This window comes from uncultured Romboutsia sp., assembly GCF_958366745.1.
Classification (GTDB): domain Bacteria; phylum Bacillota; class Clostridia; order Peptostreptococcales; family Peptostreptococcaceae; genus Romboutsia; species Romboutsia timonensis.
Window position 1 is genome coordinate 40,462 of sequence record NZ_CATXCO010000001.1, and the last position, 24,365, is coordinate 64,826.

Here is a 24,365-nt window from a genome sequence, read left to right on the forward strand (position 1 = left end):
AAAATTAAATCGATTTCTTTAATTAATTTATTTTTATAAAGTGTATATTATTGTTTAATAATTACTTTTATAAAAAATTAATTATCTTAAAATCAAATACCCTTATTTATATTTGACTAATAACATATTTATCAAACATAAATAAAAAATTCGCTTCGCTCATGTCGCCAACGACTTCGTCCGTTGCTCAAAATCTTTTTTACGCTCAAAAACAATTTATTCATATTACTTACATTCAGAAGTTATCCACATTTTTTAAAGTATTATAATATCCTTAAGCATAAAAAAGTTGTCCAAAATAAGACAACTTTTTTATTCTATAACTATTTATTTACTATTCTTCCTGCAATAACTTGCTGTGCTATATTAACAGCATGATCTGATACTCTTTCTAAGTTAGATATTATATCTAAATATATAACTCCACTTTCTATACTACATGAACTACTGTTTAATCTATTCATATGGTTTGCTCTGCATGATTTTTCCATCATATCTACTTGCTCTTCCATCTTTATAACCTTACAAGCTAACTCAACATTTGATGTTCTCATAGCTTCTAATGCATATGTGTAAGTAGATACAACTTTATTATACATATCTTTAAGCTCACCTATACCTACATCTGAGAAAGATATTTCTAAATCTACTATATCTTTTGCTAATTCAGCTATATTCTCAGCATGATCTCCTATTCTTTCTATATCATTAACTGTGTTGAATAGAGCATCTACTGTCTCTCTTGAGTCTTCGTTTAACGAAGCCTTAGATAATTTAAGTAAGTAGTTTAATATTGATTTTTGTAATTCATTTATAAGTTTTTCTCTTTTAAATGATAATTCTATCTTTTCTTTAGATTTATCTACAATTCCATCCATTGCTGCATTTAAGCTTTCTTTAGATTTTTCACCCATTCTTAGAGTTTCTTTTATTATATTAGCTAATGCTATTGATGGAGTTTCTATCATTCTATCATCTATATATTTAACAACTTTGTCATCATCGTCTTGCTCACCTTTAGTTTCAGGAACTAACTTTAATGCTAATTTAACTATTAATTTATTAAATGGTAATAATACTATAACATTTAATATGTTGAATAGTGTATGTGCATTTGCTATTTGTCTAGCTGCATCTGTTGGATCTATAGCAGTAACTATAGCTACTATAGGTTTGCTTAATATAAACATAAATATCATAGATCCTAACACATTAAAAGTTAAATGCATTATAGCTGCTCTTCTTGCATTTCTACTTGCACCTATACTAGAAATTAATGAAGTTACACATGTACCTATATTCTCACCATATAGTATTGGTAAAGCTGCTGTTATAGGTATTAATCCTTGAGAAGCAAGGGCTATTAACATACCCATTGAAGCACTTGAACTTTGTACTATAGCTGTTATAGCAAATCCCATTAATACTCCTAATATCGGATGATGCCCAAAGCTTAATAACATATCTGTAAATCCTTGATATCCTGCTAATGGCTTAACAGCTTCTTTCATGAAATCCATACCAGTGAATAATATACCAAATCCTATAAGTATTTCTGCTATATTCTTATGTTTTGGTTTATTAGAGAACATATATATAACTATACCTATCCCTAACGCTACTGGCGCAAGGAAATCAACATCTAGTGATACTAACTGAGCTGTTATAGTTGTACCTATATTAGCACCCATTATAACACCTATTGCTTGAGTTAAACTCATTATTCCTGCGTTAACAAATCCAACTACCATTACTGTAGTAGCACTACTACTTTGTATTACCATAGTAACTACCATACCAACTAAAACACCCATTATTACGTTACTAGTAAGTAGTTCTATTATTCTTTTAAGCTTTGACCCTGCTGACTTTTGAAGTCCATCTCCCATAAGGTTCATACCATATAAGAATAGACCAAGACCTCCCATAATTCCTATTGCTATATCCAACTTCCTTATTCCTCCTTGATATGTGATGATTAACTTATTAATATTTATTCCTATTGTATTTTAACAAAATTTTTACAAATTTTGTGTTAAGATTATGTTAAATATTATAAATATATTAAAATCATGTAAAACACAAGTAAAATCTATATTTATAAGCTAGAATATTTCTCTATAATCTTCTCCGCACACTTTATTCCATCTACTGCTGCTGTAACAATTCCACCTGCATATCCAGCACCTTCTCCACAAGGATATAAATTTTTAGTATTTATAGACTGTAAAGTCTCTTCATCTCTAACTATTCTTATCGGCGCTGATGATCTTGTTTCAACTCCTGTTAATACTGCATCATGCATTGCAAAGCCATTTAATTTATTGTCTAGTTTTTGTAAAGCTTCCTTCATAGTTGAAGTAACAAATTCAGGTAAGCATTCTCTTAAATCAACAAATGTATATCCTGGTTTATATGATGGTTCTACATTTCCTAAAGATATAGATACTTTGTCGTTTAGGAAATCTCCTACTAATTGAACTGGAGCATTGTAATTTTTACCACCTAATTCATAAGCAAGTCTTTCATATTTTTCTTGGAAATAAACTCCTGCAAGAGGATCTTCACTTCCAAAGTCAGAAGGTATAACATTTACTAGGAATGCACTATTTGCATTTACCTTATCCCTAGCATGCTCACTCATCCCATTTGTTACGACCTCAAATTCATTTGATGCAGATGCTATAACACTTCCTCCTGGGCACATACAGAAAGTATACGCTGTTCTAAGATTTGATGTGTGCTCTATTAATCTATAATCTGCAGCTCCAAGTCTTGGATGATTATAAAATTCTTTGTATTGAGATTTATTTATTAACTCTTGAGGATGTTCTATTCTAGCACCTATTGCAAATGGTTTTTGAATTATTGTAACTCCTCTATTGTAAAGCATTTTATAAGTATCTCTAGCACTATGACCTATAGCTAGTATAACAACTTCTGACTCTATAGTCTCATTGTTATTTACAACTACTCCCTTTATACTTCCATTTTCAGTTATTATATCTGTAACTAATGTATCGAATCTAACTTCTCCACCTAGTCTAATTATTTCATTTCTTATATTTTTAACTACATTTTTTAATATGTCTGTTCCAACATGAGGTTTATGAGAGTATAATATTTCTTCTGGCGAACCAAAATTAACTAACTCATCTAATACCTTTCTACATCTAATATCTTTTATTCTAGTTGTAAGCTTTCCATCAGAGAAAGTTCCAGCTCCACCTTCTCCAAATTGTACATTTGAATTATTTTTAAACTTTCTATTATTCCAAAAATCATTTATGTCATTTGTTCTATTATCTACATCGAGTCCTCTTTCAAGCATTATTGGATTAAATCCTCTTTGAGCTAGTACTAAAGCTGCAAATAAACCAGCTGGACCACTTCCTACTATTACAGGCCTATGTTTTAGCTTTTCACTTCCCATCTCAACACCTATATAATTACGTTGCTTTATTTCTACAACATCCTTTATAGAATTTTTTAAAATTTTATTCTCATTTTTAACTTCTACATCAACTGTATATACAAAGTCTATTCTTCCTCTTTTTCTTGCATCTATAGATTCTTTATATATAAAGTACTTTATAAGTTCATTTTCTTTTATTTTAAGTTTTTTTAGTATAAGCTTTTTTAATAAAGAAATATCTTCATCTATACCTAATTTTAAGTTTGATACTCTTAACATTTTTTTCTCCTTTATATAAATAATTTTTATTTTTTAGCAACATAAAAGCTAGGATATAAACCTAGCTTTCTATAAACATTAGCTCTATATTCTCTTTTTATATACCCATTCTAAATCTAGTCTATAAATATTTTTAAGTCAAAGAAAGTTACTATATATTTTTTAATTTATATCTTTGACTAAAGCTAATACTTCCATATCTAGAATCAATTTTCTTTATAAATCACAAATTTATGTTTTGCTTAAATCTATTTCTTATTATACTTATAGATTTTAAGTTTACATAAACCTTGATATACCGTTGTTATTTAATGACTATAAGACTTGTATATTAATCTTTTTTAGTTATAAGACCTCTTATAACCTTCATGTTATTGAATACTTTTTCTAAGAAGTTCTCAGCTTCTTCATTATCTAAAAGCGCTATTTCTAATTGTTCATCATTTGGTATGTTTTTAGATTCACAATATTGTTTAGCTATATCTATTAATTCATTCTTTTCATCTATATTTAAGTTGAACTCTTTATAATCTATTATTATGTATTGTTTAGTTTTTTGAGATGCTACTTCACTATACCCTATTTCTACATGATATATAACAGCATATAAGTTATTTGGATTTTCTTCTCCCTTGTATACAGGCACTGCTGGATTAGATTTTATAAAGTTTGTTGATACCGCTATTGCATTTCCTAAACTAAGACTCATAACTATACCTCTTTCTATTCTTTTTATATATCTACTATTTTATACATTATTCGCATATATTAAAACCTTTTTTTACGATTTTATAAAATTTAATTACAAAATAACGTTACTTTATTTAATATCTTTAAGGTTAATCTATTTCTAAACTATAATTTATTAAAATTTAAAAATAGATTAAATAAAAAAATTTAGGAATCATATTAAAATACAACTCCTAAATTCCATATTAAATATTAAGATATTTTTAAGTCTTTATATCTCTTTCCTAAAGTACTTGGGCTTATTTCATATTTTTTAGATATTTGAGCTTGTGTTATAACTTGTCCCGCAACCTTTTTTATATGATATTCTACAGCTGCAGCCCATCCATTTTCAGAACCTTTTACTTCTCCATTAGCTTCCTTGAACTCATTCCAGAAATCTATACAAGAATTTAAATATTCAGCTTCAACATTTTGTTTAAGTACTGTACACACTTTACAATCATCTTCAGTAACAGCCACTTCAGCTAATTTATCCATTTTCTCTTCTTTTTGCTTCTTTAAATAATCAGCTATACTTGGCTCTAATAATTGTTGCATGTATTTATATAGTATATGAGTATGATGTATTAAGAAAGTCTTCATATCTTTATATAAATCTTCATATTGACCAAATAAAGTTTTTATATCATTAACTATAACCTCTTTAACTGCATCTGATATACTTATAGTTATGTCTATTAATATGCTAGTGTCTTCAACATCTACTATTCTAGCTATCATAGAGCTTCCTACTTTGAAATCTGCTAATAGTTTTACATCTTCTGTATAAACTTCTCTTTCAGTTAAACAATCTTTTAATAATATTTTTCCGTCTAGTACTTCCTTAACTTCATAAACACTTACATATGATTCAAATAAGTTTCTTAATATTTTAACTTCATTTGTATTAACTTTATCTCTATTATCTTCATAGAAAGCAACTGTCATAACTTTTTTACTTTCCATTATATGATCTTGTATAAAGTAAGTATTGAAGAATCTATCAAACTTTGAGTTTAATGCTTCATCATCCACTATATAAAACATTTCTTTAGCTTTTTCATATTCTTCTTTAAACTTATCTTGTCTTGAATACTCATATATTCTAGTATATAATTCTGAATATTGTTTTTGAGCTGTACCAACTTTTCTACCCGCTCTGTCTACTACAACATCTTTATTTAAACAACATCTTTTATATTTTTTGCCACTTCCACAGGGGCATAACTCGTTTCTCCCTAGCAATGTGAGTTTCACTCCTTTGTTTTTAATTTAAAAGTACAATTTATTATTATACCATTTTTTATTAAATGATTCTATATTTATCATATTATTTTCTTATTTTTATGTATAGTGTTAAGTTTTGGCATAATGTTTCGTTCTACTTCAATTATAAACTTTCTATGCTAAGATATTATAATCCTCTTTGTTTTTTTCAGTAAATTAATATAAATTGTGATTAAATTTGTCATAGTTTTTTATAATTACTATATTTAGCGGATTATTTTTTATTAATTGACACTAATTATTGATATATTTCTAATTTATTATTCTAAACTACTATCTTCATTTTTGTCATTTGATATCTCTTCATTTTTTAGTTTAGGATAAAATATAACCTCACCTTCGTTCCCTAAGTCACATAATACTCTTAACTCTTCATTTTTCTTTCCATCTTCTTCTACCTCAACAATTTTAATAACAAACTCTTTATTTTGACTTTGAGATTTTGGTATAGAATTTATATATCCTTCTTTTTTTAGTTCATCTATACTAATAGTTTTATTATTTACATCTATATTTGGATTTTCTAATAAATATAAATTAGCTGCTGTTGCTAGATTAGCTGCAGCTGCATAATCAGCATTTTTTCTTGATGTTTCTTGTACATTTCCAAATTTCATAAATCCTATTCCCGATAAAATTCCTAGTATAGTGACTACTATAACCATCTCTACTAACGTAAATCCTGCTCTTTTTTTCTTTTGTAAACTTTTAAATTTCATATAACTTCTCCTTAAAATATTTAATTTTTATATTATTGGATTGAATTTATTGCATCAAACATCGGTATAACCATAGCAATTATAAACAATCCTATAATTAATCCTATTACTAACGTTATTATAGGCTCTACTGATTTCATAGCTTTTTCAATTTTTATATTTAATTCTTCACTATAAAAATCATTAGTTACACTTAAAGTCTCATCTAAGCTACCACTTTCTTCTCCTATTCGTAACATTGATATAAATGAATTTGAAAAAACTTCTGATTTACTTATGGAGTAACTTATCTCATTTCCTCTTCTTATATGCTCTCTTGATATTGAAAGTTTTTCATATACTATAATGTTGTCTAAAGCTCTTGATGATATATCTATGGCATCTACAATTTGAACACCACTTTCAACTAATATGTTTAATGTTCTACAAAATCTAGTTGTAATTACTAATATCATCATTTGATTTATAAATGGAATTTTTAACTTTAATTTATCCTTAATATATTTTACTTTTGGACTGTATTTGATTAGATAACAAACTAGTAGAATTGAAATCAAAGATATAAAAAATATATATAGATACTTTTCTCTAACAAAAACTGATGTACCTATAAGTATCTTAGTTAATAATGGTGGATTTATACCATTAGCTTCAAATATCATTTCAAAATTAGGAATTATAAATACTAATATAAAAAATCCTGATACCATAGACATTATTATTAGAATTATTGGATATATAGATATACTAATAATCTTAGATTTAAGCCTTTCTTCACTATCGTAGTATTTGGCTAAATCATTCATAATCTTATCTAGATTTCCACTTAACTCTCCTGCTTGTAACATATTTACAAAAAAACTTGAAAATAAATTTGTTTTTTCAAATGATTCAGTTATATTATTACCATTTTGAATATTTATAGAAACTTCTTCTATCGCCCTTTTCAATTTTTTATTTGATTGTTCATAAAGTATATTTAGTATTCTTGTGATTTCACATCCTGATTTGAGTAATATGCTCATTTGTTTACATAGTACCTTTAGCTCTTTAGATTTTATTTTTTGATTAGATTTTTTTAAATTAGATTTACTTTTGATATTATCTCTATTTATATAATTAGTTTTTTGCATATCATATACCCTCTAATAGGCCACACTCTTCTTGTGTAGTTATATGATTTTCTATTAAATATCTAGCACTATCTTCAAAGGTTATCATTTCATTTCCAATTGCAATACTTGCTATATTACAACTATTAGTCCAATTATTTATATAGTGTTTTAAATTTTCATTTATTTCTAAAATTTCATATATAGCAGTCCTTCCATAATATCCGGTATCTTCACATTTATCACATCCTAGTTCCGTATTTATATTTATTTCTTCATCTACGTCATTTTTTATAACAATACCGTGATTACAATTGTTACATATCTTTCTTACTAATTTTTGTGATATTACTCCTATTAGAGTTGAGCTTATTAAGTATGGTGGTAATTTCATTTCCATAAGCCTATTAATTGATGATATAGCATTATTAGTATGCATCGTACTTATTACTAAATGTCCCGTTGAAGCAGCTCTTATTGCTATTTTAGCTGTTTCTACATCTCTTATTTCTCCAATCATTATAATATCAGGATCTTGTCTAAGTATGGATCTAAGACCTACATCAAATGTTAAACCTATTTTATCATTCACTTGTATTTGATTTATACCCTTTATTTTATACTCTACTGGATCTTCTATTGTCATTATATTTTTCTTGCTATTTAATAGATCATTTAGTATTGAATAAACCGTTGTCGTCTTTCCACTTCCTGTTGATCCAGTTACTAATAATATTCCTGATTTCTTATTTATTATATTTTCTATTTTTTCTATTGCTGGTTTTGAAAATCCTAATTCAGACTTCTCTTTTATAAGGGATTGTCTATTTAATATTCTAAGAACCATCTTTTCTCCATATATTGTTGGTATAGTTGATGATCTAATATCTACTATAATATCATCTATTTTTTTCTCCATTCTACCATCTTGGGGTAATCTTTTCTCTGCAATATTCATACCCGAGTCCAATTTTATAACAGTTAATAAAAATGAATATGATTCTGTAGCTATAGTCAATATTTTACTTAATTGACCATCAACTCGAATTCTTATTACTATCTCGTCCTCAAATGGTTCTATGTGTATATCACTTGCACCTTTATGAATAGCTTCTGTTAAAATTTCTTTAAATTGAATTCTTGCATAATCTTCATGTAAGTTTGAAGTAATACTTTTATATTCTTTGCTATTTTCTAATTCAAAATCTTTATTAATATTTTGAATAGTTAATAATTTGTTCCGCTTTAATAACTTTTCACTTTTTAAAACAGGTAATGTATGTTTTTCTAATATAATATTATTCACCCTCTATATATTCTAATTTATTTATTATACTCATTTTTTCTATAGTTATATTTTTTTCAATTTTAGTTTCAACTTTTAATTGATAATTCTTTCCTATGCTATCTAGATATGTATTTTTTTTATTAATATAATCAGTTAATTCATCAATATCTCCTATTACATTAATATTATATGGTTGTGCTATTGGTGTAGAATTTATATTTATATGACTTCCCGCTAAAGAAATTTCTGAATATTGATTCAATCTCTGATTATTTATAGATATGTACTCTCCTCCATTTACTTTTATTTCATTGACTATGTTTAATAAAATTTTATTGTAATCTACAAAGTTTGCTATATTTCCTATTTCATCATTAATTGCATCTATCTTTATTAGTAAACCACTTCCTTTTACATCAACATATCCTAAAACTTCTTTTAGAGTATTTATTTGATTCGCCACTTTAGAATCTTGATTTTTTGATTTTAAATTTTCTATTTCTTTCTCCATTTTTTTCTTTTCTTTACTCATAACCTTGATGTTTTTTTGAGTACTTTTTATCTCTTTCTTAATAAGCTTGTCCTTATTTATATATAAATACTCTTGTTTATAATAATCTTTAATTAAGATTCCACTTAATAATCCTATTATAAATACAATAAATATTATAGACATATAATTCCTTTTCATACTACTTACCTCTTACATTTTATTTTTATTATTCTATTTTTTAAGTATTAAATATTGCCTAGAATTAAAATAAATTCATCTGTTGAATTCTACTTAATTGTAACTATATTTATAAAAGGCTATGCAACTAATTTATTTAACATAGCCTTTTATAAATAGTATTATATTTTTAATTTACATTCTTATTATTAATTATTTTCATATTTTAATATTCTTTTTACTAGATCTTCTCTTAATTTTTCTATTTCAGCAAAATTCATATTTGGTACATAACATGCTTCTATTATATCATGTTTAGCTTTAGCCCTTTTTAAGTTTGATATTGCATAATTTATTAGTTCATTAAAAATCTTTTTATCAAAATCTATTTCTTCTTGATATTTAGATAACTTATCTTTATCTATAAATTGATTAAGATCTATCTTTTCCCTATCTTCAAATATGCGACTTACTGTTATAGCTATGTCTAAATCTTTTATTATTATAGTTTCTATTTTTTCTTTAATTAATGGATAGTGGTATACTTCTACACTCATACCTTTTTGGACTGCTTTCTCATATACCTTTGTTAGGAATGTAGTTTTCCCAGTTCCTATTTCCCCATCTAAATAATATACCTTTTTAACTTGACTCAGTATACTATCAGTATAGTCTATATGACCAATTGGTGTTATAGCTGTTCCAAATAAATGTCTTTCCTTTTTATATTGCCCAGAATTAGATGTTTTTTTAAATAACTTTTCTATAAATTCATCTACTAATAAATTAACCTTTCCAAAATTCATAGAATTACTATATTTTTCTTCTATATCAAAATATATTGGTTCCGCAGCTTTTAAAAATTTATATGCTCTTCTAAAGGATGCACTAATATCCTTTCCTACTTTTATTATTTCATCTTTATTTTTTTCTAAATTCTCTACATTCCAAAATTCACCCAAGTTAACTATTTCATCAACAGCACCTGGATTTTTAGGGTCTACAATATGAGGTGAAGTCCCATCTAACAAAACTACTCCTAATTTTTTTATTAGTAAAGCATCTAACGAACTTGGATCAGATGGACAATGGTGTAATTCAACATCATATCCCCTATCAATAAATTCTTGAGCAATCTTTTTCATTAATGATGATTTCCCTACCCCTGGTCCCCCTTTAAAGCAAAATATTCTATTTATATCACCTTGAATTATATTGTCAAAGAAATTAAATGATCCGTTAGCTGTATTTGCACCTGGAAATATCTTTCTTATTTTACCTTCCATATATAAACCTCCTAGATTTTATATCTATTCTAAAATATTAATTATAATCTCAATTTGTTACTCCTATTATATATTTATTAATCATTTTAAATTGTTTATCTATAATAAAAAAATAACTTATAAAATTTTTCTAATATTATTTACTATTATTTTTCTCTCATATACAATTATATAAATTTTGAATATGGGGTGAATTATATGTATTGTGGAGAAAAAGTTCGTTTAAGGGCTTATAAAGAAGAAGATATTCCTCTAGCAACTAAGTTTGTTAATGATAGAGAATTAAAAAAATTATTGGTTACAAATATCCCATTTCCTATGACAAATTGGGAGGAAGAATCTTGGATAAAATCTCAGAAATCAAATGATAATGGTCAATATAATTTTGCTATAGAAGATATAGAGACAGGTAAGTATATTGGTGGATGCGGGATACAAAATGTAAATTGGTTATCTAGAGTTGCTTTAGTAGGAATAATGATTGGAGATAAAGACTATTGGGGTAAAGGATATGGTACTGATGCTATGAAAACTTTAGTAACTTTTATATTTAATAATATGAATATAAATAAAATAAGACTAAGTACTTTTTCATTTAATGAAAGAGCTATAAAATCTTATAAGAAATGTGGATTTACAGTTGAAGGTGTATTAAAAAATGAAATTTTTAAAGATGGAAAATATTACGATGAAATAATAATGTCAATATTTAAAGACTAACTTTAAAAGAGTACCTCTAATATAAAAATATTATACGGTACTCTTATTATTATGCTGATACTTTATTATTATTTTGATTTGAGTTCTTTTTCTTCATATATTCATAAACAGGTAATCCTATTAACGTTATTATTAAACCTACTATAGAATTCTTAGGTTGTGTTATTAATGTACTTACAACTACAAATACACCACCTACAATAGCAATTATAGGAATTATAGGATATAATGGAACCTTATAAGGTCTTTCCATTTGTGGTTTAGTTTTTCTAAGTTTCATAACACCGACAAATAACATCGTATAGAATATCCATATAACAAATATAGCTAAATCAGTTAATAAATTAAACTGACCTGATAATGAGTATAAAATTGATAAACCTACTATTAACCAAGTTCCATTTAATGGTACTCCATTATTATTTAATTTACTAAATATATTAGAGAAAGGTATTCTATTTTCACTTGCCATTGTATATGGAATTCTTCCTCCTGTTAATATAAATCCATTTAATGTTCCAAATACAGAAATTAATATTCCGATACTTATTAATTTTGCTCCTACTGGACCAAATAATTTACTTGCAACTAATGTTGCTGGTGCACTTACTAATGCCATCTCAGATGCTGGTACTACTCTTAAGTACGCTACGTTTATTATAAGGTAAACTGCCATAACTAAAGATATACCACCTACAATAGCCATTGGTAAATGCTTAGATGGATTTTTCATTTCTCCAGCTAATGCTCCAACATATATCCATCCATCATATGCAAATAAAGTTGCTATAAGAATCTGAGATAATACTGATATAATATTAGCTCCTTCTCCTACTAAAGGAGTCATCATAGGTGCTGCTGAGTCACCTTTTATTAATCCAAATATAATTATAACCGCTAAAGGTAATAATTTACATATAGTAGACGCAGTTTGAATTGCCCCACCAAATTTTGCTCCTAATGAATTTAATGAAACAATAAAAACTATTACTCCTATAGCAATAGCTATAACATTTAATTCATTATTTAAACCTAATAAGCTAACACATTCTTGGGCAAATATAATTCCTAGTGCTGCAACTATTGCTGGTACGAATAATATTAGTTGCATCCAACCTGTTAAAAATCCTATTCGTTCTCCATATATTTCTTCTAAATATACCATTAAACCACCTGGTTTTATTATACTTGCTGATACTTCTGCTGCAGTAAGTCCTGCTGCAATAGTTATAAGTCCACCTATTAACCATGCTAAAAGTCCTAAACCTGGCCCTCCATTAGTTGCACTATATATAGCTTGTGGTTTGAAAAACACACCTGAGCCTATTAATATACCAACTACTGTAGAAAGTGCTGCATTAAAACCTATAGTTTTTCTTAGTTGTTGATTTGAATTTTCATTCATTAAATACACCTCCTATATATTTATATAAATTTCTTTAATTAACTCATTTTTTCATATTTTACTATTATATCAATAATTTTTCAATATACCTAATAGACTTTTTAAATTTATAATAATTTAGCTTAGCTATAATTTATCACTACTTATTCTATATTTTTATTTACGACTAGTTTATGAAAAAATTTATATCTATTTTATAATTAAATAATATAGATTAATAAAAAGAGTAGCAATTTGCTACTCTTTTTATTAATCTACAGTTATTTCATAACCATGTTCTCTATATTGTCTTATTATTTCATCCCATACTTCTTCCACTCCAGTTTTCTTTAAAGAAGATATAGGTATTATTTTTTCATCTTTTTCTAATTGTAATTTTTTTCTTATGATGTTAAAGTGCTTTTGATACTGCCCTCTAGATATTTTATCTGCTTTAGTCGCTATTACAACACAGTTATATCCAAAGTGTTTAATCCATTCATACATCATAACATCATCATTAGTTGGCTCGTGTCTTATATCTACAAGTAAGAATATTGCACATAATTCTGGTCTATCTTGTAAATATCTTTCCATTATAACTCCCCATTTATCTTTTTCAGACTTGGCTATTTTTGCATATCCATAACCAGGAAGGTCTACAAAGAAAAATTCTTTATTTATAAGATAGAAGTTTATAGTTCTAGTCTTACCTGGAGTTTGACTTGTTCTTGCAAAGTTTCTTCTATTTAGTAGTGTATTTACTGTAGATGATTTTCCTACATTAGATCTTCCAACTAACGCTATTTCAGGTATTCCATCAGCTGGATATTGAGATCTATTTATTGCACTCATTGTTATTTCCGAGCTTCTTATTTTCATTATTGTTCACCATTCCTTAATAATGCATGTTCTAACACTTCATCCATATGTTCAACAAGCACAAATTCCATTTGTTCTTTTACATTTTGAGGTATTTCTTCTAAATCTGCTTCGCATTCTTTAGGAAGTAATACTTTTGTTATTCCTGCTCTATGAGCAGCTAATAATTTTTCTTTTATACCACCAACTGCTAATACTCTTCCTCTTAAAGTTATTTCTCCAGTCATTGCAACATTATTTCTTACTGGTATGTTAGTTAATGCTGAAAGCACTGCTAAGGCCATAGTTATACCTGCTGATGGTCCATCTTTTGGTACTGCACCTTCTGGAAGATGTATATGTATATCATTTTTAGTATAGAAATCAGGGTCTATATCAAATCGATCTGCTATAGATCTTATGTATGATATACCAGTTTGAGCAGATTCCTTCATAACAGTTCCTAACTTACCTGTTAGAACAACTTGTCCTTTTCCTTTTAAAACATTAACCTCTGCAGTTAAAGTTTCTCCACCAACAGCCGTCCATGCAAGACCTGTTACAATACCAACTTCTGGTTTAGTACCGGCTAATTGATGTCTATATCTATTTTTACCTAAATATTCATCTAAGTCCGCTTTAGTAATAACTACACCCTCTAAAGAAGGATTTTCTACATATTTTTTAGCTACTTTTCTGCATATTTTACCTATAGTTCTTTCTAAATTTCTTACACCAGCTTCTCTTGTATATGAGTCTATTATATCTCTTATAACTTCATCATCCATTTTTATAAAATCTGCTTCTAAAGCATGTTCTTTTAATTGCTTTGGAAGTAAATACTTTTTAACTATATTTAGTTTTTCCTCTTCTATATATCCAGATACCTCTATTATTTCCATTCTATCTAACAGTGGTCTCGGTATAGTACTTAAACTATTTGCAGTAGTAACAAATAATATTTTAGATAAATCGAAAGGCACTTCTACATAATGATCTACAAAGTCCTTATTTTGCCCTGGATCTAATACTTCTAGCATTGCAGAAGCTGGATCCCCTTTATAATCGGAAGACATTTTATCTATTTCATCTAATAAAAATACTGGATTTTTAGTTTGAGCTTCTTTTAATCCATTTATTATTCTACCTGGTATTGCTCCAACATAAGTTCTTCTATGTCCTCTTATTTCAGCTTCATCTCTAACTCCACCTAAAGAGATTCTTACAAATTTTCTTCCTAAAGAATCTGCTATTGATTTAGCTATCGATGTTTTACCAACACCTGGAGGTCCAACTAAACATATAATAGGACTTTTTAATGATTTAGATAATTTTCTTATAGCTAAATATTCTAATATTCTTTCTTTAACTTTTTCTAAACCATAATGTTCATCATCTAGTATTTCTTTAGCTTTTTCTAAATCAATCTTATCTCTAGTTTCTTTATTCCAAGGTAATGAGAATACTGTGTCTAAATATGTTCTACTAACAGAAACATCTGGCGACATAGGAGATATTTTAGAGAATTTATTTATTTCTTTTGCTATTTTTTCTTTTGTTTCCTTAGGAGCTTTTATTTTATTAAGCTTTTCTCTATATTCATCAGCCTCAGAGTTTATATCTTCGTCATCTCCTAACTCTTTTTGTATAGCCTTTAGTTGTTCTCTTAAATAATATTCCTTTTGAACTTTATTCATTTGCTTTTTAACTCTTAGAGTTATTTTCTTTTCTATTTTTAATATTTCTATTTCTTCTAATAATATAGTATATATTAACTCTAATCTTTTCTTAACATCAAACTCTTCTAGTATTGATTGCTTTTGATCTGGTTTTAAGTATATATTTGCAGCTATAGTATCTATAAAACGATCTACATTATCTATATCTGCTAAAGATATTAATATTTCTGGAGAAACTCTATTTCCTATATTTATGTACTCTTCAAAAGCATCAAAAACATTTCTTACAAACGCTTCAACCTCAGCATCTTCATCTGCATTTTCCGCATCATATGCAACTTCTTCTATAATTGCTTTAAAGTAGCCTTCTTCTTCATCCATTCCTACTTCTTTTATTTTACCTCTTGAAATACCTTCTACTAATACACGCACTGTATTTCCTGGTAATTTAATCATTTGTTTTATTTTACATATTGTTCCTACATGATAGAAATCATCCGTAGTAGGTTCATCTGTCTCAGCTTCTTTTTGAGAAGTTAAAAATACTAAATCATCATTTAAAGCTCCAGCATCTAAAGCTTTTAACGAAATTTCTCTACCTACATCAAAGTTTAATATCATATATGGAAATATCGCTAATCCTCTAAGTGGAATTAACGGTAATTCATGTTCAATCTTAGTATAATTCTGTTCCACCAATATCACTCCTTATTAAAGTGCTAGATTTTATTGCTTTATATATTATATATTTACAATCCTTAATTTTCAACATTAATAATAATCTATAATATATTTTGCCCTTATTTCATAATGTATAAACTCTTTAATATTTATTATACACTATATTTTAATTTACACAAATTAATAAGCACTTAAGGGACTTATTTATAGTATATATATATCTATTTTGTCATTTATTTTAAATTATATTATAATAAAAAACAGCCTAATTTTTAGGCTGTTTTTAAATAATTATTATGCAGATTCTTCTTCATCCTTAGATACTAAAATAGGTTGTTCTGTTCCTTCTACTGCTTCTTTTGTTACTATAACTTTTTTAACATCATCTCTAGAAGGTACTTCATACATACACTCCATCATAGTATTTTCAACTATACTTCTAAGACCTCTTGCACCAGTATTTCTTTCTATAGCCTTTTTAGCAATTGCTCTAAGAGCATCATCTCTAAATTCTAATTCAACATCATCAAGTTCTAATAACTTTTGATATTGTTTTACTAAAGCATTTTTAGGCTCCTTAAGAATTTGCATTAATGCTTCTTCGTCTAGTAAGTCTAATGTTGCTACAACTGGTATCCTTCCTATAAATTCTGGTATTATACCAAACTTTAATAAATCTTCAGGAAGAACTTGTGCATATATTTTTCCTAAATCTATGTCTTTTTTGCTCTCTATTTTAGCTCCAAAACCAAGTGTTTTCTCACCACCACGTTTTTGGATTATTTTTTCTATTCCATCAAAAGCTCCACCTAATATAAATAATACATTAGTAGTATCTATTTTTAAGAATTCTTGATGTGGATGTTTTCTTCCACCTTGAGGTGGAACATTAGCAACAGTTCCTTCTAATATCTTTAGTAGAGCTTGCTGAACACCTTCTCCACTAACATCTCTTGTTATTGATGGATTTTCTGATTTTCTAGCAATTTTATCTATCTCATCTATATATATTATTCCTCTTTCAGCTTTTTCTATATCAAAATCAGCAGCTTGAATAAGTTTTAAAAGAATATTTTCAACATCTTCTCCCACGTATCCAGCTTCTGTTAATGATGTAGCGTCTGCCATAGCAAAAGGTACATTTAATGTTTTTGCTAGAGTTTGAGCTAATAAAGTTTTACCTGAACCAGTTGGACCTAATAATAATATATTACTCTTTTGTATCTCTATATCCTTAGTGCTAGCTTTTTTGTTGTAGATTCTCTTATAATGATTATACACAGCTACTGACAATGCTTTTTTAGCTTTATCTTGCCCTATAACATAATCATTTAATATCTCCATCATTTCCTTTGGCTTAGGTAAAGATGCAGTATCCTCTTCAACTACTTCCTCTATTTCTTCTTGTATTATCTCATCGCAAAGTTCAACACACTCATCGCATATATAAACATTTGGACCCGCAATTAACCTTTTGACTTGTTCTTGGTTCTTGCCGCAGAATGAACATTTTAACTGTCTTTTGTCTTCATTTTTTGACATATTAAGCACCTCTTTCTATCTACGGTCTATTTGTAATTACTTCATCTATTAAACCATATTCTTTAGCTTCAATTGATGACATGAAGTTATCACGCTCAGTATCCATTTGAATTTTTTCTAATGGTTGACCTGTTCTTTCTGATAGTATTTGATTTAAAGTATCTTTCATCTTTAAGATTCTTTTAGCATGTATTTCTATATCAGTCGCCTGACCTCTTGTTCCACCTAAAGGTTGGTGTATCATTATTTCGCTGTTTGGTAAAGCAAGTCTTTTACCTTTTGCTCCTGCTGCTAATAAGAATGCTCCCATAGATGCTGCCATTCCTATACATATAGTACTTACATCAGGTTTAATGTATTGCATAGTATCATAAATAGCCATACCTGCTGTTATACTTCCTCCTGGTGAGTTTATATATAAATGTATATCTTTATCTGGGTCTTCTGATTCTAAAAATAATAACTGTGCTACTATAAGTCCAGCTGTAGCATCATTTACTTCATCACCTAAAAATATAATTCTATCCTTTAAAAGTTTTGAATATATATCGTAAGATCTTTCTCCTCTTCCTGTTTGCTCAACAACTACAGGTACTAATGCCATCTGCTATACCCCCTAAATCTCTTATTTATTCTATATATAATTTACAGTAGCCTAAAAGGCTACTGTAAGATTAAGCTATTGTTGCATTTTCAACTAATAAGTCTAGTGTTTTTCTTATTTTTATTTGACCTTTTATATCTTCTATATCAGTTTCTCTTAATGAAGATTTTATTTTTTCAACTTCCATGTTGTACATAGCAGCCATTTTTTCTAATTCATCATCTACATCTGCATCATTTGCTTCTACATTTTCTTTTTCAGCTATAGCTTCTAATACTAAAGAAGATTTAACTAATCTTTCTGCATCAGCTCTTCTTTCTTCTCTTAACTCATCTAAACCTCTTCCAGTCATTTGTAATAACTGTTCTAAGTTTAATCCTTGGTATTGTAATTGGTAGTTAAGTTCCATTAACATATTGTCTATTTGATGTTGAACCATAGCTTCTGGTACTTCTACTTCTGTATTTGCAGAAACTTTTTCAACTAAAGCATTTCTCATTTCAGCATCTGCTGCATTTTTAGCTTGTTCTTCTAACTTAGCTTTTACGTCAGCTCTTAACTCTGCTAAAGTTTCGAATTCAGTAGTATCTTTAGCGAATTCATCATCTAAAGCTGGAACTTCTTTAACCTTTACATCATTTACTTTAACATTGAATACTACTGGCTTTCCAGCTAAGTTTTCTGCATGGTAAGCTTCTGGGAAAGTAACGTTAACTTCTACTTCTTCTCCAGCTTTTTTACCAACTAATTGATCTTCAAATCCTGGTATGAAAGTATTTGAACCTATAACTAAGTTGTAGTTTTCACCTTTTCCACCTTCGAAAGCTACTCCATTTTTAAATCCTTCGAAGTCTATAACAGCTGTATCTCCATTTTCTAAAGCTTTATCTTCAACAGATGTTAATCTAGCATTTCTGTTTACCATTTCGTTTAATCTTGCTTCTACATCTTCTTCACTTACAGTATTGTCTACTTTAGATATTTCTATACCTTTGTAAGCTCCTAATTCGAATTCTGGCTTAACTTCAACATTTACAACCATAACTAATCCGTTATCTTTGCTTATTTCTTCTATGTCTAAGTCTGGTCTATCTATTGGATCTATGTTTAATTCTTTTATAGCCTCTGGATATACTTCTGGGAATAACATATCTATAGCATCGTTGTAGAATACTCCCTTTCCATATTGAGTTTCTATAACTACTTTTGGAGCTTTACCTTTTCTGAATCCTGGTATATTATATTTACCTTTAGTTTTGTTATATGCTTTATTTACTGCTTCTTCAAATTTATTATTATCTACAGTTATTTTTAAAGTAACCTTGTTACCTTCCTTTTTTACTAATTCTGCTTTCATTAGTTTATTCCTCCTATATTGTTATGTAATGATTTATATAGCTTAACTCTTTAATTATAGCACATAAGTTTTTTTATTTACAAGTGTTGGGTTAATTTCATAAACATAGACAATTCAATAGTTTCTATAATCTTATTTGCTCTATTTTTATATTGTCATTTTCAAGGTTCATTATAGAAAAACTTTTATAATCTACTCCCCTTGGTAAAGATACACTTCCAGGATTTAGATATATAATATTATCTTTCTTAAAGTTTAGTGGAGTATGTGTATGACCAAATATAACAATGTCAGCATCTATACTTTTAGCCTTAGCTTCTATTTCATCAAGGCCATACTTTACATTATATTTATCACCATGACATAAAAATATTACTTTATCTTCTATATCAAATATAAGTTCATCTTCTACATTATCAAAATCACAATTACCCTTTACTGCCATAATTCCGACTTTAGTCATATTATGTATATACTTAGAGTCGGAGAAGTTATCTCCTGCATGTATTATTAAATCACAATCTTTTAAGTAGGGTATCGTTTTGTCAATACACTCCTTAATCATATGTGTATCACTTAGTATACCTATTTTCATTACTTACCTACCCTTTTTTTAAACTCTATCTTCATTAGTTTTAAAGCATTAGCTCTATGGCTTATAGCATTTTTAACAGAAGAAGGTATCTCTGCAAATGTCTTATTATATCCATCAACTATAAATAATGAATCATACCCAAATCCATTTTTGCCTTTTTCTTCAAATCCTATATTTCCTTCGCAAGTCCCTCTTACTACAAATTCTTTTCCATCAGGGAAAACAACCGCTATAGCAGATACAAATCTTGCACTTCTTTGGCTCATTGGTATATTTTTTAAAGACTTAATTAGCTTTTGTCTATTTTCTTCATCAGTAGCATTCTCTCCTGCAAATCTAGCAGAGTATATTCCTGGTTTTTTTCCTATAGCATCAACTTCTAAACCTGAATCATCTGATATTGCTATCATATTAGTTTTCTTAGCTATTGTTCTAGCCTTTATTAATGCATTATGTTCAAAAGTTTTTCCATCTTCAACAATTTCAATTCCATCTAAGTTTACGTCTTTTAGAGAGTATATTTTATAATCTAGGTCACTTAATATATCCCCTATTTCTTCCAACTTGTGAGCATTATTCGTAGCTATAACTACTTCATCTCCATATTCTACTCCAAGTATTTCATCTGCTATTTCACCTAATGCTTCTCTTTGAGCTTTTATTAATTCTTTATTCCCTTTTTCTCCAAGTTCTAATAATTTATTTAAATCTTCTCTAGAAAATGGTCTTTCCTCTCCTGTACCTTGAACTTCAACAAATTCACCTTTATCAGTCATTATTACGTTCATATCTACTTGTGCATTTGAATCTTCCTCGTAGCATAAGTCAAGTAAGTGTTCTTTTTCAACTATACCAACACTTATTGCCGATACAAAGTTTGTTATTGGCATATGTTTTATTGCTTTTGATTTATGTAACTTATTTATAGCATCTACTACAGCTACAAAAGCTCCTGTTATAGAGGCAGTTCTTGTTCCTCCATCCGCTTGTATTACATCGCAGTCTACCCATATAGTTCTTTCCCCTATTTTACTTAAATCTACTACGGATCTTATTGCTCTACCAATTAATCTTTGTATCTCTTGTGTTCTACCATCAACTTTCCCTCTTGATGATTCCCTTACTTTCCTTTGATGCGTTGATCTTGGAAGCATTGAATATTCAGCATTTATCCAACCTGTTCCCGTATTTCTTAAAAATGGAGGTACTTTATCTTCAATAGATGCTGTACATATAACCTTTGTTGATCCCATTTCTATAAGTACAGATCCTTCTGCGTACTTTGTATAATTTCTAGTAATTTTTATATCTCTAATTTGATCATTCTTTCTGTTATCAATTCTTGCCATTTATAATACCTCACTTAAATTCATCTAATACTTTTATATATTAACTTTATATATTTTTATATATTAACTTTATATATTTTTATATAACTACTTTATAAATTTAATTAACATTATAGTTATAATATTATCATAAGTAGTTAGGATTTTTCCATATTTAAGCATATATATCTATTTTTAATATCCTTAATATTTCGAGTTTAACCTATATATATTTTCTAAATACTATATAAGTCTACTTTCTACATCTTCTTTAGATGATAATTTACAAAGTTCTATAAATGTGTCTTCATCTATTACCTTTATCCCTAGTTCATTGGCCTTTGTTAATTTTGATCCTGCTTCTTCTCCAGCCAGTACAAAAGTAGTTGACTTACTCACACTTGATGTTGACTTTCCACCTCTTGACTCTATCATCTCTTTTGCATCATTTCTTTTTAATGTAGGAAGTGTACCAGTTAAAACAATTTTCATACCTTCAAATACTTTATTTATATCATCATTTTCACTTTCTATAGCTTTAGTATTTAGTCCATATTCTTTTAATTTTTCTACTACTTTTATATTTTTGTCTTCTTTAAAGAATTCAACTACACTATTTGCCATAGTCTCACCGAACTCTTCTAAATTTACAAGTTCACTTGCTGTAGCATTCATTATTTTATCTAAATCTTTATAACTATTAGCAAGTATTTTTGCTCCCTTTGTTCCTATAAATTTTATACCTAATCCATTAATTAATCTCCATAAATCATTTTCTTTTGATTTATTAATTGCATTTATAAGATTAGTAGCTGATTTTTCACCCATTCTTTCTAAACTTACTATATCTTCTTTCTTTATCTTATATAAGTCTGATATATCATTTATTATATTTTCATTTAATAATAAACTTATTATAGACTCTCCTAGCCCATCTATATTCATAGCATCTCTAGACGCAAAGTGTATTATTCCTCTTCTTATTTGAGCTGGACAAGATATATTTATACATTTTACAGCAGCTTCACCTTCTATCCTTACTGTTGGCTCTGAACAAACCGGACATTTATCTGGCATATTAAACTCTACTTCTTCACCTGTACGTTCTTCTTTTACAACTTCAAGTACTTGAGGTATTATATCTCCAGCCTTTTGAACTAACACTGTATCATTAATTCTTATATCTTTTTCCTTTATATAATCTTCATTGTGTAATGTAGCTCTACTTACACTTGTTCCAGCTAATCTTACAGGCTCTAAAACAGCTGTAGGAGTTATTGTTCCCGTTCTTCCTACTTCTACTATAATATCTATTATTTTTGTTTTTTTCTTTTCTGCTGGGAATTTATATGCAATAGCCCATCTTGGACTTTTTGCTGTGTATCCCATCGACTCTCTTTGCTTTAAGTTATTTACTTTTATTACCATTCCATCTATCTCAAATGCTAACTTATCTCTATTTTCTGTCCAATATTCAATATGTTCTATTACCTCGTCTATATTCTTACATACCTTATAATTTGGACTTACAGAAAATCCTAATCCATTTAAAAATTCTAGAGACTCACTATGGCTTTTAAATTGATTATTTTGTGAATACTCTAAGTTGAATATAAATATATCTAAAGGTCTTTTAGCTGTTAACTTTGGATCTAATTGTCTAAGAGATCCTGCTGCTAAATTTCTTGGATTTGCAAATACTTGAAGTTCTTGTTCTTCTTGTTGCTCATTTACCTTTTTAAAATCTTCCTTTGATATGTATACTTCTCCTCTTACAACTATCTCATCATTGTCATTTATTTTAAGAGGTATACTTTTAATAGTCATTAAGTTTTTAGATATATCCTCTCCTATAACCCCATTACCTCTAGTTGCTCCATATTGAAATTCTCCATTATCGTATGTAATACCTACTGATAAGCCATCTATCTTAAATTCAACTACATATTCGACATCTTCATTTACCATATCTTTTACTCTTTTATCAAAGTCTTTCAAGTCTGAATCAGAATATGCATTAGATAAACTTAACATTGGTATTTTATGTGTTATTTGATTAAATTTTTCTAATGGCTTTCCTCCAACTCTATTGCTTGGAGAATCGATCCTCTTAAATTGTGGATTTTCTTCTTCTAACCTAATTAACTCTTTTACTAAATTATCATATTCCATATCTGATATTTCTGGACTATCTTCATTGTAGTATTTTTCGTTATGATAGTTTATTTTATCTATTAATTCATTTATTATTTTTTCTATATTCATCCTATATCACCTCTTAGTTATAAATCTCTTTTAGTATTGCCATTTCATTGTTTTATTATATTTTTAGTATATCATTATAGATTTATATTTGTAGAAATTTTTTACATTTCATAGTTTTAAAAACTTTTAAAACTATAGTTTAAAAGCTACTTTAACTTATTGTTAACTTATTATTTTTAGCAAAATATTTTTTTGATGTGTTTTTTTGTCGTAAAATACAGAAAAAAGTATTGAAATTTATCTGGAAAGCGTTATAATAGTTAATGTACTTATTATAACTAAAATTTTAACAGAAGAAAGGAATCTAAAAATGGAGAACAAGCAACTTGAAAAAAGCTTAGGTGTTGCTGCTGCTTTATCAACTGTTGTTGGTATGGTTATCGGTGGTGGAGTATTCTTTAAACCTCAAGCTGTTTACACTTTAACTGGTGGTGCACCAGGACTTGGAATGTTAGTATGGGTTTTAGCAGGTATAGTAACAATAGCTGCTGGACTTACTGCAGCAGAAGTTTCAGCTGCAATACCTAAAACAGGTGGAATGATGGTATATATAGAAGAAAT

The 24,365-nt window shown here is 27.9% G+C and carries 20 protein-coding genes; 2 read left to right on the forward strand and 18 right to left on the reverse strand.

Translation table 11 applies throughout. From position 1 onward, the window contains the following. Nucleotides 1-323 precede the first annotated feature (323 nt). The 9 genes from Q5F54_RS00200 to Q5F54_RS00240 all read right to left on the reverse strand — a co-directional run bounded on the left by Q5F54_RS00200 (nucleotide 324) and on the right by Q5F54_RS00240 (nucleotide 10,788). A complete protein-coding gene (locus tag Q5F54_RS00200; protein WP_281537490.1) occupies nucleotides 324-1,949 on the reverse strand; it encodes a Na/Pi cotransporter family protein in 1,626 nt (541 codons plus the stop codon). 149 nt (nucleotides 1,950-2,098) lie between these two features. After that, the gene (locus Q5F54_RS00205) at nucleotides 2,099-3,694 is read right to left on the reverse strand and encodes an NAD(P)/FAD-dependent oxidoreductase (RefSeq protein ID WP_288525860.1); all 1,596 of its coding nucleotides are present in this window, start codon (nucleotides 3,692-3,694) and stop codon (nucleotides 2,099-2,101) included. A gap of 331 nt (nucleotides 3,695-4,025) precedes the next feature. Continuing rightward, entirely contained in the window at nucleotides 4,026-4,403 is a 378-nt protein-coding gene (locus tag Q5F54_RS00210; RefSeq protein ID WP_288525862.1) for a hypothetical protein, read from the reverse strand. Between the two features lie 233 nt (nucleotides 4,404-4,636). Continuing rightward, nucleotides 4,637-5,671: a YecA family protein gene (locus Q5F54_RS00215; RefSeq protein ID WP_288247402.1), complete on the reverse strand. Its 1,035-nt coding sequence runs from the start codon at nucleotides 5,669-5,671 to the stop codon at nucleotides 4,637-4,639. Nucleotides 5,672-5,973: 302 nt separating this feature from the next. Beyond that, nucleotides 5,974-6,432 carry a type II secretion system protein gene (locus Q5F54_RS00220; protein ID WP_071119122.1) on the reverse strand — a complete coding sequence of 153 codons (459 nt, stop codon included), beginning with the start codon at nucleotides 6,430-6,432 and terminating at the stop codon, nucleotides 5,974-5,976. Nucleotides 6,433-6,464: 32 nt separating this feature from the next. Beyond that, complete coding sequence (locus Q5F54_RS00225) at nucleotides 6,465-7,565, reverse strand: type II secretion system F family protein (RefSeq protein ID WP_288523289.1); 1,101 nt, start codon at nucleotides 7,563-7,565, stop codon at nucleotides 6,465-6,467. A 1-nt stretch (nucleotide 7,566) separates the two neighbouring features. Further along, on the reverse strand, nucleotides 7,567-8,850 hold the full coding sequence (locus Q5F54_RS00230) for a GspE/PulE family protein (protein WP_071119121.1): 1,284 nt from the start codon (nucleotides 8,848-8,850) through the stop codon (nucleotides 7,567-7,569). After that, a complete protein-coding gene (locus Q5F54_RS00235) occupies nucleotides 8,843-9,523 on the reverse strand; it encodes a DUF881 domain-containing protein (protein WP_071119120.1) in 681 nt (226 codons plus the stop codon). Before Q5F54_RS00235 ends, Q5F54_RS00230 begins: the two co-directional genes overlap by 8 nt. A 188-nt stretch (nucleotides 9,524-9,711) precedes the next feature. Further along, complete coding sequence (locus Q5F54_RS00240; protein WP_071119119.1) at nucleotides 9,712-10,788, reverse strand: ATP-binding protein; 1,077 nt, start codon at nucleotides 10,786-10,788, stop codon at nucleotides 9,712-9,714. Nucleotides 10,789-10,986: 198 nt separating this feature from the next. On the opposite strand from Q5F54_RS00240, the gene Q5F54_RS00245 reads away from it, so the two are divergent. Continuing rightward, nucleotides 10,987-11,508: a GNAT family N-acetyltransferase gene (locus Q5F54_RS00245; protein ID WP_071119118.1), complete on the forward strand. Its 522-nt coding sequence runs from the start codon at nucleotides 10,987-10,989 to the stop codon at nucleotides 11,506-11,508. Nucleotides 11,509-11,557: 49 nt separating this feature from the next. On the opposite strand, the gene Q5F54_RS00250 is transcribed toward Q5F54_RS00245, so the two are convergent. The 9 genes from Q5F54_RS00250 to ligA all read right to left on the reverse strand — a co-directional run bounded on the left by Q5F54_RS00250 (nucleotide 11,558) and on the right by ligA (nucleotide 23,804). Next, a complete protein-coding gene (locus Q5F54_RS00250) occupies nucleotides 11,558-12,913 on the reverse strand; it encodes an APC family permease (protein WP_302333858.1) in 1,356 nt (451 codons plus the stop codon). Between the two features lie 249 nt (nucleotides 12,914-13,162). Beyond that, entirely contained in the window at nucleotides 13,163-13,774 is a 612-nt protein-coding gene (gene yihA, locus Q5F54_RS00255) for a ribosome biogenesis GTP-binding protein YihA/YsxC (RefSeq protein WP_071119116.1), read from the reverse strand. Next, nucleotides 13,774-16,128: an endopeptidase La gene (gene lon, locus Q5F54_RS00260; protein WP_071119115.1), complete on the reverse strand. Its 2,355-nt coding sequence runs from the start codon at nucleotides 16,126-16,128 to the stop codon at nucleotides 13,774-13,776. Before lon ends, yihA begins: the two co-directional genes overlap by 1 nt. 279 nt (nucleotides 16,129-16,407) lie before the next feature. Then, entirely contained in the window at nucleotides 16,408-17,655 is a 1,248-nt protein-coding gene (gene clpX / locus Q5F54_RS00265; RefSeq protein WP_071119114.1) for an ATP-dependent Clp protease ATP-binding subunit ClpX, read from the reverse strand. Nucleotides 17,656-17,674: 19 nt separating this feature from the next. Continuing rightward, on the reverse strand, nucleotides 17,675-18,259 hold the full coding sequence (clpP, locus tag Q5F54_RS00270; protein WP_071119113.1) for an ATP-dependent Clp endopeptidase proteolytic subunit ClpP: 585 nt from the start codon (nucleotides 18,257-18,259) through the stop codon (nucleotides 17,675-17,677). A gap of 70 nt (nucleotides 18,260-18,329) precedes the next feature. Then, nucleotides 18,330-19,616: a trigger factor gene (gene tig, locus Q5F54_RS00275; protein ID WP_288525530.1), complete on the reverse strand. Its 1,287-nt coding sequence runs from the start codon at nucleotides 19,614-19,616 to the stop codon at nucleotides 18,330-18,332. A gap of 124 nt (nucleotides 19,617-19,740) precedes the next feature. Further along, nucleotides 19,741-20,211, reverse strand: coding sequence for a metallophosphoesterase (locus Q5F54_RS00280; RefSeq protein WP_071119111.1), 471 nt, complete (start codon nucleotides 20,209-20,211; stop codon nucleotides 19,741-19,743). Next, the gene (rph, locus tag Q5F54_RS00285; protein ID WP_302333859.1) at nucleotides 20,211-21,560 is read right to left on the reverse strand and encodes a ribonuclease PH; all 1,350 of its coding nucleotides are present in this window, start codon (nucleotides 21,558-21,560) and stop codon (nucleotides 20,211-20,213) included. Before rph ends, Q5F54_RS00280 begins: the two co-directional genes overlap by 1 nt. 222 nt (nucleotides 21,561-21,782) lie before the next feature. Continuing rightward, complete coding sequence (gene ligA / locus Q5F54_RS00290; protein WP_281538362.1) at nucleotides 21,783-23,804, reverse strand: NAD-dependent DNA ligase LigA; 2,022 nt, start codon at nucleotides 23,802-23,804, stop codon at nucleotides 21,783-21,785. 310 nt (nucleotides 23,805-24,114) lie between these two features. Here ligA and Q5F54_RS00295 point away from each other — a divergent pair. Further along, nucleotides 24,115-24,365: amino acid permease (locus Q5F54_RS00295; protein ID WP_302333860.1), on the forward strand; the 251-nt coding region annotated here is incomplete at its 3' end.

What these genes read in the sequence shown, in the direction of transcription:
- Q5F54_RS00205 (WP_288525860.1), bottom strand. Translation starts at nt 3,694, where the DNA reads ATGTTAAGAGTATCAAACTTAAAATTAGGTATAGATGAAGATATTTCT.
- Q5F54_RS00210 (WP_288525862.1), bottom strand. Translation starts at nt 4,403, where the DNA reads ATGAGTCTTAGTTTAGGAAATGCAATAGCGGTATCAACAAACTTTATA.
- Q5F54_RS00220 (WP_071119122.1), bottom strand. Translation starts at nt 6,432, where the DNA reads ATGAAATTTAAAAGTTTACAAAAGAAAAAAAGAGCAGGATTTACGTTA.
- Q5F54_RS00225 (WP_288523289.1), bottom strand. Translation starts at nt 7,565, where the DNA reads ATGCAAAAAACTAATTATATAAATAGAGATAATATCAAAAGTAAATCT.
- Q5F54_RS00235 (WP_071119120.1), bottom strand. Translation starts at nt 9,523, where the DNA reads ATGAAAAGGAATTATATGTCTATAATATTTATTGTATTTATAATAGGA.
- Q5F54_RS00240 (WP_071119119.1), bottom strand. Translation starts at nt 10,788, where the DNA reads ATGGAAGGTAAAATAAGAAAGATATTTCCAGGTGCAAATACAGCTAAC.
- Q5F54_RS00245 (WP_071119118.1), top strand. Translation starts at nt 10,987, where the DNA reads ATGTATTGTGGAGAAAAAGTTCGTTTAAGGGCTTATAAAGAAGAAGAT.
- Q5F54_RS00250 (WP_302333858.1), bottom strand. Translation starts at nt 12,913, where the DNA reads ATGAATGAAAATTCAAATCAACAACTAAGAAAAACTATAGGTTTTAAT.
- yihA (WP_071119116.1), bottom strand. Translation starts at nt 13,774, where the DNA reads ATGAAAATAAGAAGCTCGGAAATAACAATGAGTGCAATAAATAGATCT.
- clpX (WP_071119114.1), bottom strand. Translation starts at nt 17,655, where the DNA reads ATGTCAAAAAATGAAGACAAAAGACAGTTAAAATGTTCATTCTGCGGC.
- clpP (WP_071119113.1), bottom strand. Translation starts at nt 18,259, where the DNA reads ATGGCATTAGTACCTGTAGTTGTTGAGCAAACAGGAAGAGGAGAAAGA.
- tig (WP_288525530.1), bottom strand. Translation starts at nt 19,616, where the DNA reads ATGAAAGCAGAATTAGTAAAAAAGGAAGGTAACAAGGTTACTTTAAAA.
- Q5F54_RS00280 (WP_071119111.1), bottom strand. Translation starts at nt 20,211, where the DNA reads ATGAAAATAGGTATACTAAGTGATACACATATGATTAAGGAGTGTATT.
- rph (WP_302333859.1), bottom strand. Translation starts at nt 21,560, where the DNA reads ATGGCAAGAATTGATAACAGAAAGAATGATCAAATTAGAGATATAAAA.
- ligA (WP_281538362.1), bottom strand. Translation starts at nt 23,804, where the DNA reads ATGAATATAGAAAAAATAATAAATGAATTAATAGATAAAATAAACTAT.